We start from the raw sequence: 13,687 nt of genomic DNA, 5'->3' as shown, positions 1-13,687 counted from the left end.
ACAGGCAAGAGATCTAATCGCCAAGTTTCATCATCAAGTGGTACAGAGAGGGAAATAGGGTGTAAGCTAAGTTGTCGATCACTCTTGCTTGGCGATGAAATAAAGGTTTGAAAACAACTCGCTTGTGCTAATTCAGGTAATAATTTTGTCAAGGCAATGCCTTGCAAACTATCGGGTTGATAAACAGAAGGCAACGGCTGATTTTTCGCCTTTACCTCCAGCAGTGGTAATAACAACATTCTCGCTTGTTGATTGGCAAACTCGATCTTGCCATTTAGATCTAAAGATAAAACAGGATTAGGGAGAGATTCCAACAACGCATTTAATTCAATGCTGCGGCGTTCATTCGGCAAATAATTAATCGGTTTAACCTGTTTAACACCAGCAATTTTGCCTAACTTACCGCATAAATATGCCACTTGAAACTCGGCAATATCATCAATCTTAATAAAAATAACGCCGTTACTATCAATCTTTTGTAACTCAATCCCCTGTAAATTAATCTGTTCGTCTGCTAATAATGCTAACACCTCACGGGCAACCCCAATTCGATCAATACATTCAATGGCAAAACGCATTTCTTCCCCTCCGCTTTTTCTTAGTTAGACAAATCATACCAGAGTTTGTAAAGAATAAAAGTCAGTGGAAAGAAAACGCTACAAATTTACTCAGTATGAGTAACCGCAAATTGTTGCAAATGAGAACGTAATTCTGTTGCGGTTTGGCAACTCTTGATCTGTTCAAACAGGATTGTGGCTTCTGGGTATTCGTGTTTGAGATAGCGTAGCCACTGTTTAATCCGAGCAAGATGATAAAAACCACTATCTTGTTTATTTTCTACCTTAGCATAACGTTGCAACAACGTTTGCACTCCTTGCCAGCTGATTTTGGCTTGGCGATGCTTGAGGACATAACTTAAATTAGGAATATTTAATGCACCTCGCCCCACCATCAATGCTTGACAGCCTGTAATTTCAAGGCAAGTTTGCCCATCTTGCCAATGCCAAATTTCACCATTTGCAATAACAGGGATCTTTAAACGTTGACGAATTTCACCAATTTTCTGCCAATCAATCCGATCCGCTCGATAACCATCGACTTTTGTCCGTCCGTGTACTGCAATTTCATTTGCACCACCTTGTTCCACAGCATCAGCAATTTCAAAAGCGGCTTGGCTACTATCCCAACCTAAGCGTACTTTCACACTCACCACCTGTTCGGCTGGAACGGCTTGGCGAATGGCTTTCGTGGCTTGATAAATTAGTTCTGGATTTTTAAGTAGGCTCGCTCCCCCGTCACTTCCATTCACCGTTTTAGAGGGACAACCACAATTCAAATCCACGCCGTGAGAACCTAACTGAATTGCCAGTTCAGCATTTTCTGCTAGCCAATGTGGATGCTGCCCTAACAGTTGCACTCGCACGGGTGTACCACTGGTGGTAACACCACCTGAATACAATTCTGGGCATAAACGATAAAACACTTTGGGTGGTAAGCGTTGTTCAACCACTCGGACAAACTCTGAGATACAAAGATCGTAATCATTAATTGAGGTTAAAAGCCCTCGCACGAACGGATCTAACACCCCTTGCATTGGGGCTAATACAACTCGCATACCAGTAAAACTCTACTTCCAACCTTTCGCTTTACAAATCAAATCATAAGCGGCTTGAATCTGTTGTGTTTTCTCTTTCGCCATTTCCAACATCTCTTTAGGTAACCCTTTTGCCACCAATTTATCTGGGTGGTTGGCATTCATCAAACGGCGATAAGCTCGTTTTACTGCATTGCGATCATCACTTTCAGATACGCCTAACACCGCATAAGCATCTTTTAAAGTTGGCTGATTTGAGCGATAGCTCTGCTGGTGGGAATGATGATAGCGATCATCGTCTTGATCTTGATAGCCACCTTGTTGATAAAAACCTTGATTAAATTGTTGTGAAGCGTAGATCATCGCCACCATTTGTTCAAACTGATGCGATGAAATTCCCAATTCTTGTGCAACAATAAACAAGATCTCTTTCTCTTTTGGGTGTAATTCGTTATCTAAAATTGCCGCTTGGATTTGAATATCCAAAAATACCCGCAATAAATCGACACGTTGACGGCAACCTAGTCGAAACTCACGAATCGCCTGTCGCAAAGGAAAATCTGCTGCTTTCCCCTGTTGAAAAGCGGCTCTAGCTAAACGGCGATCTTCAGCAGTCAATTGCAGTCGATCCATTAGCATATTAGCTAACTGAATATCTTCTTCCGTTACTCTCCCTTTCGATTTGCTTAAATGCCCCAAAACCGCAAAAGTGGTCTGCATAAACAGGGCTTGTTTAGTGATTGACTCGCCAAAAAAAGACGATTTCACCGTCCCCAATTCAGATAATTTTTTATCGGCTAAATGCCCTAAAAATAAACCGATGAACCCGGTGAAAAATCCAAAACGAAAACCAATAATTGCACCGAGTAATTTTCCAATAAATCCCATTCTTTTTTCCTTATCATTACTAATGAACGGGCTATTCTACCTTATTGTCAATCAGATGAAAAATATTGGATTAATCTCTGTAAAAATAGCCCAAAAAAAAGGGCGGTTGCCCGCCCTAAACTCATCTAGTTTGAGGTTATTAGAAACTAAATCTTAAACCACCATTTAACTGGAAGTCGGTGTTAATTTTACCACCAAATGATTTTTGTGCATCTAAATATAAACCAACATTTTTATTTAATGTTGAATTAATACCGAAGTTTAACACAGCACGACCATCATTGCGTAACGCTTTTTGGCTAACATTCGCATTTACACCAAGTTTTTCATTTTGGGTATGGATACGAGTTTTACCACCAAAGTAGCTATCATTTTCATAGAACACGCTGAAATATGCTCTGTCAAGATACTCTGGATTAAAGCGATAATCTAAGGTTACACCCACTCTGTTTCTTAACACTGTGCTTGCTGCTTTTTTCACGTTGTGTTGAGTTACACCATAAAGGTTATTAGCAGCGTTAGCACTATTAATATAGTTAAAATCAGACTTATTAATATAGCCTAAACCTAATTCATAACTTGGTGTTAAGCTCCAGTCTTGTTTTTGATCTAAATAAACAAGGTAACCTAACTCTTGTGACAAGCTGAATGCGTAGTTGTTAACGTGGATAGTTTTTCCAACATTAAATTGGCTGCGTAAGAACGATAATTTCGCAACAGTATCGCTATACAAGCCTTGTGCTGGTACATAAGAATTATACACCGCAAGTTCTACCGCTTTCGCTTTCGCTCCTGAAAGTGGTTTAATATCTCTAATCTTAGAAGCGTCATAAGCGACTGCTACCCCGATACGAGTATCTTTACCAAACAGATTAGTTAAGCGGTCATAACCAGCTTGTAAAGTTTTATAATGTGTTCTTGGTGCAAGTCCAGTAGAGTTACTTTGTGTTCCACCGAAAATACGTACCCACGCCCCTTCTGTTTGTGGTGCAAGACGTAAATCGCCTAAGCGTTGTGCCACAGAACCGAAGTTTGCTAACAATAGATCGCTGTTTAATTGTAATGCAGTGATATACGCATCTTTATAATCTTGCGATACCCCTAAACTTTCAATGCCATCAACGAAGTAGGTGTAGTAAGTATTACCATTTACAGCTGATGTTTTGCCTTTATCATCGGTTTTCACTTTAACCAATTTAACACGAACATCATCACCGTTGATCTTCTCAGCTTTTGAAATAAAGTTGATATCATTACGATCTGTAACTGCAACACCGATATTTTTACCATTAGCTGGAGCAGTATATTTGCTATCTTTCAAAGTAGTAACAGCTGGTAATACTAAGACATAGTTACCTGCATTGCTGCCTTTGCCTGAAACCACAACACGATCTGAATAAACATTACCATAAGTACCATTATCTTGACCTGCTAACTTCGATCCCATAGGTGCATTTGGATTTGCACGCAATTTAAATTCAACATCGTGAGTTTGTAAGCCTTGTCCTGCTTTATCACCATTTACAGTGAATAGACGGTAATCTGCTGGTGTGTTTTGAGCACCTGCTCCTGCAACGCCAACACCTTTAGTCAAATCTACGGTACCTTTTCCTTTTACGGTAGTCACTTTGACATCATTACCTGTTAAATACACCGTTGTATCTTTTAGATCAAAGGTAATGCTGTTTTCTTGGGCTGGAGTAGGTGCTGGTGCTGCTCCTGCCGCTGCTGGTACTGCTCCACCTGCTGGAGCAACTACTGCCGCTGCCATTTCTTTTACAACATCTAAATTACTTGCAACGGTAACACCTTGATTAAAGTTAAAGACAGTCTCACCTTGAGCTAAGTATTTCTCTGGAGATTGAACCGCTGGTGCACCTGCTGCTGCTCTTGCCATTGCCATTGTCGGTTGAGAGTTTTTCAAGGTTACTACGGCATCTTTGGTATTGAAGTTAAGATTAACGTTTGCAGCACCTTTACCGTCTTTACCTAATGTTAAAGTCTGAGTATTGCTATTAGCTTTCGCAAAATCAAGGTTGATATTGGTTACTGAACCTTTGCCTGAAGTTAAATCACCAGTTAAGGTAATGCCATCATTCTTAACATTTAAGTTGGTTACAGTGCCATCTGCAAATTTATCTAAGGTTAAAGATTGATTTTCTTTAGTTAAATTAACTTCTGTGGTTGCCCCATCTTTTGCAACTACTTTATCAAAGCCTTCAATAGTTACTGGTGTACCGTTGAGGTTAAAGGTATTTGCCGCACCAACACCTGTGGCAACAACTTGACCATCACCATCAAATTTTAAAGTGATTGAATGGTTATTCTTATCTTTACCTAATTCAAAAACAGACTGTCCACCATTGGTAGCTTGGATATTTTTACCATCAGCTTTAACAGTATAAGTAAATTGCCCATTTTGTGGTTGTGCTGTTCCAACAATATTAAAGACGGTTTTACCACCATTGGTGCTGCTGATCGCTTCTTTTGCAGTGAAAGTGTTAGAATCTTGAATACCTTCTTTAAAATCAATGGTAGTAACTGCGGTTGCACCGATGGTATTTACTGCACCGTTAAAGGTAATGTTATGGTTTTGAGGTGCAATTTTGGTGTTACCAGAGTAAGTAGTAACGTTTTTAGCATTGAGGTTTTGAGATTCGCCTAAATCAATTTCATTTAAGCTACCTGCTTTGCCATCGCCTTTAAAAGTTAATTTTTCTAGATCATTAGTAGTGAATATTAATTTGTTCACTCCACCATTAATAGCATTAAATTCGAGATTTTTCGCTCCACCTAAGGCTAAATCTGCATCTGCAGAACCAAAAGTTACTGTATTTTTACCTTGATCTTTTGCTTCAAAGGTTAATTCACCGACAGTACTTTTATTTTGATTCCCCTGCATACCAGTGAAAGTTAAGTTATTTTCACTGTTTTCACCAGTCGCTTCAAAATGTAGATCATTTAAGGTAGTTTGTTTTCCTGTTACGTTAACAGTGTTTTTACCGCCTTCAGCTAAGAAAACAACGTTAGTGAGTTTAGCGTTTTCACCTTTTAGGTTAATAATATTTTCGCCTTGAGATAATTCTTGTGCTACTACTGGTGCTGGTTGCGGTTGTGCTGCTTCTGCGGCTGCAGCTTCTGCAACTGGTTTAACAGCAGGTTTGGTATTTCCTTTCGCAATGAAATATAAGCCGTTTACTTCAGCGTTTTGACCTTTTACTTCAATGGTGTTTTTACCTTTATTGCTGGCAATAAAGTGAGCGCCGTCAGAGGTAAGTTTATCGTTTTCATAAGTTAATGTGATGGTGTTAGTTGCACCGTCGCCACTAGCTTCAAAAACAGTGTCTTTGCCTAAATGTAAAGCTAAGCTACTAACATCTGTATTACCTGCAGAACCAGAAACAACCCCTCTATATCCCTCCTTACCATTACCATAAGCATATAAAGACTTGCTATCTAATTTTAATGTACCACCCAAGTTAAGAATATTACCTCTTAATTTAGCCTCTACTGGTTTAGACTCACCATTAGATTCATATTTAATATTTAGGTTTGACTGATAGCTATTATCAGCTTTTTTCAGGGTTAAATTGCCAATATCTAAGCTAGTGGTATATTTATCTTCACCATTTTTCACTGCGGTATTTAAAATAGTAAATTCACCGTTTTTACCCACTAAGTTAGTTAAACGGTTATGATCGCCAACAAAGTAAACATCAATCGCACTACCTTTGGCATCTATTTCTTTCTTAATATCAAGATCTTTAGTGATAAAGATATTACGGCTGAATTTTTCTAATCCATCTGGTTTATTATGACCATCATCTCGTCCACCTTGAATAGTAATATCACCTGTTACTATAACTTTACCTGCAGCCATAACATTAGTGGCACGTTGATTTGCAGCATCTCCACTCTTACCAAACTTTATTGCACCAGAATTAATAATCTTATCAATTATTAATGTACCTGCCAAATCGGTAGTAAGAGGAATTGAAGTCTGGAAAGATGACTGTTTATAGTCATAACCATTATTAGTTGCAGTTAATTTAATATTATTACCGTCTTTATTTAAATCAGCAGTAGTAATTAATATATTATTTTGTGCATCCGAGCCTTTAACTGTTACAGTACCAATTTCTAATACTCGGCTATTTGGATCTTGACTTTTTGCTTTAGCATAAACACCTGTACTACTCGTTCCAGTAGTAACAATACTCTCAATTTTGTTATGTTTTCCTTTAGGATCATCAAAATAAACTAGATTATCTACTTTATCATAAGTATGTTGACTAATGGTATTTACACTTCCTTCTAGAGAACTATCACCACTAAAATGATATTTAGCAACAAGCCCACCTTTATTATGTGGAAATTTACGTTGAGCAGTTAAATTACCGTCAACATCACCTTTAAAAGTAACATCTAAAGTACCAGCTTTTCCATTTTTATTATATACATTAATATTTCCTTTATAAGCTGGCTGACCATCTTTACCATTAAAGACTAGTTTAACTGTTTTTCCACTAGTCCCTTGTAATTGGATATTAATTCCATCTCTTTCTCCAAAAATTACAGGAGCATCAAATGTGATCACACTTTCTTTATTATCTTCCGTTTTTAATTGAATAGTCGCTGAAACAGGTTTCTTATTTGGAGAATTAACACTAACCATTGAACCATTATTACCATTCCAAGAAATAGTAACGTTATTCACGGCTTTACCATCCACATATAACTTACCATCATCTTTTCCAATTATAACTTCTTTGTTAGTACCATCAGAAGCAGTAACACCCGGAATAACAACTGGTGTTCCTTCAATTTTTTCTGGTGTTGCTGGAGCTGATGCGGCGGCTGGAGCTGGTGCAGCGGCTAGTGCTTCTTGTGCGGTTGCAAGGGTTGGGACGATTCCGAGGGCGAAGCCTAATGCGGTAGCGAGGGCGGTTTTCTTTAGATAGCTCTTGTGATTTGAGCTTGGTTTGCTAATTGTAGACATAATAAATTCCTTTGTTTTTCATACTATAACCTTACTACTTATCATATAGAATATCACGCAGGTATTTTACAATTCTTATTATGTAAAGACAAAACAATTTATTTAAAAAAAGAGGCAAATGCCTCTTTTTGTGTAGAAAATGGAGAAATTAATCGTTATCGCCGATTAATACCGATTCGAGGGCGATTTCAATCATTTCATTGAAGGTTAATTGACGTTCTTCGGCACTGGTTTGTTCGTGGGTGCGGATATGATCGGATACGGTACAAATGCAAAGGGCTTTGGCACCATATTCTGCTGCCACGCCATAAATTCCTGCCGCTTCCATTTCAACGCCTAAAATGCCGTATTTTTCCATTACATCAAACATTTCAAGATCTGGGGTGTAGAACAGATCAGCAGAGAATAGGTTACCCACTCGCACTGGCACGCCTTTTTCTTTCGCAGCTTGGACGGCGGCTTGGGTCATTTCAAAATCCGCTATCGCCGCAAAATCGTTATCTTTAAAGCGAATGCGGTTGACTTTTGAATCGGTGCAAGCCCCTAAACCGATGATAACATCACGCAATTTGACGTCCATTCTCACCGCCCCACAAGAACCGACACGGATAATCTTTTTCACGCCATATTCGGTAATCAATTCTTTAGCATAAATTGAACAAGATGGAATCCCCATTCCGTGTCCCATCACTGAAACACGCCGACCTTTGTAAGTACCTGTAAAACCTAACATATTGCGAACATCGGTAACTTGTTGTACATCTTGCAAAAAGGTTTCTGCAATATATTTAGCACGCAATGGATCGCCCGGCATTAAAACAACGTCTGCAAAAGCACCGTCAACCGCATTAATATGTGGAGTAGCCATAATTTTCCTCTTAGTTTGATTGGTGGTTAAAATCTAAAATTGATGTGCCGTAATCCATCGGACTTAAGCCAAAATAGCTGGCGATGGTTTGCCCAATATCGGCAAAGGTCTCACGGCGGCCGAAAGATTGTTTTGGTACGTCTGTGCCATACAATAACACTGGAATGTGTTCACGAGTATGGTCGGTGCCGTGCCAAGTTGGATCGCAACCGTGGTCGGCGGTAATAATTAACAGATCCTCTGGTTCGATTAAGGCTAATAATTCTGGTAAGCGTTGGTCAAAATATTCTAATGCCCCTGCATAGCCAGCAACATCACGGCGATGCCCAAAGTCAGAATCAAAATTAACAAAGTTGGTAAATACAATGGTGTTATCGCCCGCTCTTTTCACTTCTTCTAAGGTGCGGTCAAAGAGATCTGGTAGCCCTGTGGCTTTAATTTTGCGAGTGATGCCAACGTGGGCGTAAATATCGGCAATTTTACCAATTGAGACCACTTCGCCTTGTTTTTCATCAACTAATTTTTGTAATACGGTGGCTGATGGTGGTTCAACCGCATAATCGTGGCGGTTGCCTGTGCGTTGGAAATTCCCTGCTTTGTCGCCAATGAAAGGACGAGCAATTACACGCCCAATGTTATAGCCTTCTAACTCCTCACGGACTAATTGGCAGAGTTGATATAGTTTTTCTAAGCCAAAACTTTCTTCGTGGCAAGCAATTTGGAAAACGGAATCGGCAGAAGTGTAGAAAATCGGTTTGCCTGTTTTGATATGTTCTTCGCCTAACTGATCTAAAATTACCGTGCCTGATGAGTGGCAATTACCTAAATAGCCGGGAATACCTGCTTTTTCAACAATGCGATCAAGTAATTCTTGTGGAAAAGAATTTTGATGTTGAGGGAAATATCCCCAATCAAATAATACTGGAACGCCTGCGACTTCCCAATGCCCTGATGGGGTGTCTTTGCCTGATGAAATCTCTTTTGCGTGGGCATATCCGCCGATTAATTCCACCTCTTGTGCTAAACCTGCTGGAAATTCGCCACACGATTCTTTAGCGGCTAAGGCTAGCCCTAATTTAGTCATATTTGGCAGAGATAAGTTGCCACTTCGCCCTTTTTCATTCGCTAACCCTGCGGCACAACGCTCGGCGATATGCCCTAAGGTATTTGAACCTGCATCGCCAAATTTGTCTGCATCGGCAGCAGCACCAATGCCGAATGAATCGAGCATCATAATAAATACACGTTTCATAACAATGTCCTCTTGTTTAAGCCTCTGTTAATTTTTACTTCAACCGATACTTTACGCTTTAATAAGCACTATGTTGTTGTTCAATATCAATACCTAATGTTTCTAATAGTGAGGTTAATAACCCTGATGCCCCAAATCTGAAATAACGTGGTGTCAACCAACTTTCACCAAAGAGAGAAGCGGCAAGTTGTAAATATTGTTGGGCTTCAGCGGTGGTTCTGACGCCCCCTGCCGCTTTAAAACCTACTCGATCTGCAACGCCAAGATCTTTGATAGTATTTAGCATTACTTCAGCAGCAGCAAGGGTGGCATTCACTGCGACTTTGCCTGTTGAAGTTTTGATAAAATCGGCACCTGCTTTGATCGAAAGTTCAGAGGCTAAACGAATTAATTCTGGGGTTTTTAGCTCTCCTGTTTCGATGATCACTTTTAATAATTTTTCTCCACAAGCTTGCTTACAGGCTTGTACTAATTCAAAACCAATTTGGGTATTACCCGCAATTAAAGCTTGATAAGGGAAGACCACATCAACTTCATCTGCCCCTGCTTCTATCGCTGCTTTGGTTTCAGCAACCGCTTGTTGAATATTGTCATTCCCAGCTGGAAAATTTGTTACGGTGGCAATCTGTACTTGTGGGTAACCGAGTTGGGTTAAGGTTTGGCGGGCAACAGGGATAAATTGTGGATAAATGCAGACGGCGGCGGTTTGCCCGATGGGATTTTGTTCTTTCTCACATAAGCTGATTACCCGTTCGGGGGTATCATCATCATTGAGGGTGGTTAAATCCATTAATGATAATGCGATTTTTGCGACTTGTGTGAGGTCTGTTAGGTTGGAAATTGACATCATAAACTCCTTTCGTTGCAGTTATTGGCACAACCATTAGCCAAAAACGCAAACGTTTACCTAAGGCTAAGATAACAACACCACAGCAAAGCTGTGGTGCTATGATTAATAATGTTGGGTATGATAACACCATTGGGGTAATTATAATACCGAACCACTTAAACTAATGAAGAAACCTGCAATCGCAGCACTCATAAAGTTGGATAATGAACCAGCGATAACGGCTTTAATCCCTAAACGAGCAATGTCTTTACGGCGGTTTGGTGCCATTGTGCCTAAGCCACCGATTAATACCGCAATTGAGCTGAAGTTAGCAAAGCCACAAAGTGCAAAGGTGATGATTGCTTTTGTTTTATCACTTAAAGCGGCTGCAACATCTGGGGTTAAGTTGGTAAAGTTAAAATAAGCGACAAACTCATTGATCACTAATTTTTGTCCAATAAATGTTCCAGCGATGCTTGCTTCATTCCAAGGTACACCTAATGCCCAAGCGAGTGGTTTGAAGATCCAACCTAAAATTAATTCTAAGCTTAATTCTGGGTAATTAAACCAACCACCGATACCACCTAAGATACCATTTAATAATGCAATAATTGCAATAAAGGCTAAAAGCATTGCTCCTACGTTTAAGGCTAAGTGCATACCTGAGGTTGCACCACCTGCAATCGCATCAAGAAAGTTAGCTGGTTTTTCTTCGCCACGATCTTCAATTTTAAGATCATCATTAAATACTTCTGTTTGTGGGAAAAGCAATTTAGCAAAGAGTAAACCACCCGGTGCTGCCATAAAGGAAGCGGCGATTAAGTAAGGTAATGGTACGCCCATTGAAGCATAACCTGCCAATACAGAACCTGCGATTGAGGCTAAACCACCGCTCATCACCGCAAATAACTCTGAATTTGTCATTGTGGCAATATAAGGGCGAACAAGTAGTGGTGCTTCAGTTTGACCCACGAAAATATTAGCCGCTGCTGACATTGATTCTGTTTTTGAGGTTTTAAGCATTGATTGTAAAAAACCACCTAGAATGCGGATAATCACTTGCATTATGCCTAGATAGTAAAGCACAGAAATTAAGGCAGCAAAGAAAACAATCGAAGGCAATACTCTGAAGGCGAAGATAAATCCACCACCACCAAAGACTTCAAACATTTTATCGCTGACTAAGCCACCAAAAAGGAATTCAATTCCTTTGTTGCCATACTGAATAACATTATTTACGCCATTTGAAACTTTGATTAATACATCACGACCAACTGGTACATATAACACCAATGCCCCAATCCCCGCTTGAATTAAAAAAGCCCCAAAGACAGAACGTAAGTTGATAGCCTTACGGTTATTGGATAGTAAAAATCCAATTGCTAACAAAGCAATAATACCGAAAAGACTCGAAAGCACGGACATAAACACCCCTAAAAATGGACAAATTAAACATTAACGGATTAAAAACACTCAATTTAAACCAACTTAAAATCAAGCGACAAAACTATACCATTTTTGTCAAAAAATCTGAATTCCTTTTTAAAAATGAGAACGAAATCGTTTGCTTTTAAGTTTTTTTGCGTGAAATTTGGCTGGTTTTGGTATGAGGAATGATAATTTATTGATTAATTTGTTCAAAACCTTAATAAAAAAGTGGTTAAGCTCACTTAACCACTTCTGGACTTCTCTCAACTGGTAAAATTATTGTCCATAATAGGCATTTTTTCCATGCTTGCGTAAATAGTGCTTATCTAATAATTCTTGTTGCATTGGCTGCATTAAAGAATTTAATTGTGTACTAAATAAGTTCATATAAGCAATTTCTTCTAATACTACGGCATTGTGTACCGCATTATCAGCATCTGTTCCCCAAACAAATGGTCCGTGAGAATAAACTAACACCGCAGGAACATCAATGGGGTTAATTTTTCTATTGATAAAAGTTTCAACAATTACTTTTCCTGTTTCTTTCTCATATTCGCCCATAATTTCTGGTGGTGTCATCTTGCGTGTACAAGGAATTGTCCCATAAAAATAATCGGCATGAGTTGTTCCTAAAGCATATAAATCTTTTCCTGTTTGAGACCATATTGTGGCGTGCCTAGAATGTGTGTGGACAATCCCTCCTATTGTTGTAAATTGGCGATAAAGCTCTAAATGAGTTGGCGTATCAGATGAAGGTTTTTTCGTTCCTTCTACTACCTTACCTGTTGCAATATCCACTACTACCATATCTTCCAAAGTCATTACATCATATTCAACTCCTGATGGTTTTATTACCATCAGATTCTTCTCACGATCTACCGCACTAACATTTCCCCAAGTAAAAGTAACAAGATGATATTTCGGAAGTTTCAAGTTAGCTTCTAACACTTTTTGTTTTAATTCTTCTAACATTGTAATCCTCCTTCTTGCATTTTTTGCTCAATCCAACGTTTTGCTTGAATAATCTCAACAATTGGGTCAGTTGATTTTTCTGTCCACATTTCAATTAAAAAAGCACCTCGATAATTTAGGTTAGCTAATGTTTGAAAACAGCTGACAAAATCAACACAACCATCACCAAAAGGAACATCTCTAAATTGACCTTGATAATCTTTAGTTACTTTATAGGTATCTTTTAAATGAATTGCTGAAATTTTATCAATACCTAGATGTAATTGATGAATAACATCATCATTCCAAGCAGAAAGATTTCCTAAATCAGGATAGACTGTAAACCAAGGGGAACGAATAATTTCATTCCATTGTAACCATCGACTAATAGAACTCATAAATTCGGTATCCATTATTTCCATAGAAAGCATAACTTGGCTACTTGCTGCTCGCTCTACCGCCCATTCTAATCCTTCACGAAAGCGTTGAATGGTACTTTCATCTTGTTCTTCATAATAAACATCATAGCCTGCTAATTGAATTGTTCTAATCCCTATATCTACTGCAAACTCAATCGCTTTTTCCATAATCTCATAAGCTTTCTGCCGAATATTGGGATCTTTACTGCCAAACGGAAAACGTCTATGACCAGATAAACACATTGATGGAATGGTAATACCTGTGGTAAGAATACTTTCTACTAAATGTAATTTTTGTTCTTTTTGCCAATACAAACGTGATAAGCGTTCGTCTGTTTCATCAATCGAAATTTCGATAAAATCAAAACCACAGGCTTTAGCAATGGATAATCGATCCTGCCAACTAATATCCTTAGGGAGTGCTTTTTCATATATCCCTAATTTATGTTTTCTCATAAC

General features: G+C 38.8%; 9 protein-coding genes. All 9 read right to left on the bottom strand.

Going from position 1 to position 13,687, the window contains the following annotated elements; translation table 11 throughout:
* Nucleotides 1-664: 664 nt before the first annotated feature.
* Nucleotides 665-1,615 (bottom strand): tRNA dihydrouridine(16) synthase DusC, encoded by a 951-nt coding sequence (gene dusC, locus CEP47_RS02465; RefSeq protein ID WP_261919577.1) that lies wholly within the window; start codon nucleotides 1,613-1,615, stop codon nucleotides 665-667.
* Nucleotides 1,616-1,627: 12 nt separating this feature from the next.
* On the bottom strand, nucleotides 1,628-2,482 hold the full coding sequence (djlA, locus tag CEP47_RS02460; RefSeq protein ID WP_261919578.1) for a co-chaperone DjlA: 855 nt from the start codon (nucleotides 2,480-2,482) through the stop codon (nucleotides 1,628-1,630).
* 139 nt (nucleotides 2,483-2,621) lie between these two features.
* A complete protein-coding gene (locus CEP47_RS02455; RefSeq protein WP_261919579.1) occupies nucleotides 2,622-7,481 on the bottom strand; it encodes an autotransporter outer membrane beta-barrel domain-containing protein in 4,860 nt (1,619 codons plus the stop codon).
* Between the two features lie 148 nt (nucleotides 7,482-7,629).
* The gene (gene deoD, locus CEP47_RS02450; protein ID WP_261919580.1) at nucleotides 7,630-8,349 is read right to left on the bottom strand and encodes a purine-nucleoside phosphorylase; all 720 of its coding nucleotides are present in this window, start codon (nucleotides 8,347-8,349) and stop codon (nucleotides 7,630-7,632) included.
* A 10-nt stretch (nucleotides 8,350-8,359) separates the two neighbouring features.
* On the bottom strand, nucleotides 8,360-9,601 hold the full coding sequence (locus CEP47_RS02445; RefSeq protein ID WP_261919581.1) for a phosphopentomutase: 1,242 nt from the start codon (nucleotides 9,599-9,601) through the stop codon (nucleotides 8,360-8,362).
* A 58-nt stretch (nucleotides 9,602-9,659) separates the two neighbouring features.
* Nucleotides 9,660-10,448, bottom strand: coding sequence for a deoxyribose-phosphate aldolase (gene deoC, locus CEP47_RS02440; RefSeq protein ID WP_261921003.1), 789 nt, complete (start codon nucleotides 10,446-10,448; stop codon nucleotides 9,660-9,662).
* A gap of 141 nt (nucleotides 10,449-10,589) precedes the next feature.
* Nucleotides 10,590-11,855 (bottom strand): NupC/NupG family nucleoside CNT transporter, encoded by a 1,266-nt coding sequence (locus CEP47_RS02435; RefSeq protein ID WP_261919582.1) that lies wholly within the window; start codon nucleotides 11,853-11,855, stop codon nucleotides 10,590-10,592.
* A 279-nt stretch (nucleotides 11,856-12,134) separates the two neighbouring features.
* Complete coding sequence (gene araD, locus CEP47_RS02430; RefSeq protein WP_261919583.1) at nucleotides 12,135-12,830, bottom strand: L-ribulose-5-phosphate 4-epimerase; 696 nt, start codon at nucleotides 12,828-12,830, stop codon at nucleotides 12,135-12,137.
* Complete coding sequence (locus CEP47_RS02425; RefSeq protein ID WP_261919584.1) at nucleotides 12,824-13,684, bottom strand: L-ribulose-5-phosphate 3-epimerase; 861 nt, start codon at nucleotides 13,682-13,684, stop codon at nucleotides 12,824-12,826. The genes araD and CEP47_RS02425 overlap by 7 nt, the downstream gene beginning before the upstream one ends.
* Nucleotides 13,685-13,687: the final 3 nt, after the last annotated feature.

The sequence above is a fragment of the Mergibacter septicus genome, assembly GCF_003265225.1.
GTDB lineage: Bacteria > Pseudomonadota > Gammaproteobacteria > Enterobacterales > Pasteurellaceae > Mergibacter > Mergibacter septicus.
Note: the sequence above shows the minus strand (reverse complement) of the source record. Positions and strands in the feature narration are given on the sequence as shown.

Excerpts from the sequence above, each read along its gene's own strand:
- dusC (WP_261919577.1), bottom strand. The coding sequence starts at position 1,615 with ATGCGAGTTGTATTAGCCCCAATGCAAGGGGTGTTAGATCCGTTCGTG.
- djlA (WP_261919578.1), bottom strand. The coding sequence starts at position 2,482 with ATGGGATTTATTGGAAAATTACTCGGTGCAATTATTGGTTTTCGTTTT.
- CEP47_RS02455 (WP_261919579.1), bottom strand. The coding sequence starts at position 7,481 with ATGTCTACAATTAGCAAACCAAGCTCAAATCACAAGAGCTATCTAAAG.
- deoD (WP_261919580.1), bottom strand. The coding sequence starts at position 8,349 with ATGGCTACTCCACATATTAATGCGGTTGACGGTGCTTTTGCAGACGTT.
- CEP47_RS02445 (WP_261919581.1), bottom strand. The coding sequence starts at position 9,601 with ATGAAACGTGTATTTATTATGATGCTCGATTCATTCGGCATTGGTGCT.
- deoC (WP_261921003.1), bottom strand. The coding sequence starts at position 10,448 with ATGTCAATTTCCAACCTAACAGACCTCACACAAGTCGCAAAAATCGCA.
- CEP47_RS02435 (WP_261919582.1), bottom strand. The coding sequence starts at position 11,855 with ATGTCCGTGCTTTCGAGTCTTTTCGGTATTATTGCTTTGTTAGCAATT.
- araD (WP_261919583.1), bottom strand. The coding sequence starts at position 12,830 with ATGTTAGAAGAATTAAAACAAAAAGTGTTAGAAGCTAACTTGAAACTT.
- CEP47_RS02425 (WP_261919584.1), bottom strand. The coding sequence starts at position 13,684 with ATGAGAAAACATAAATTAGGGATATATGAAAAAGCACTCCCTAAGGAT.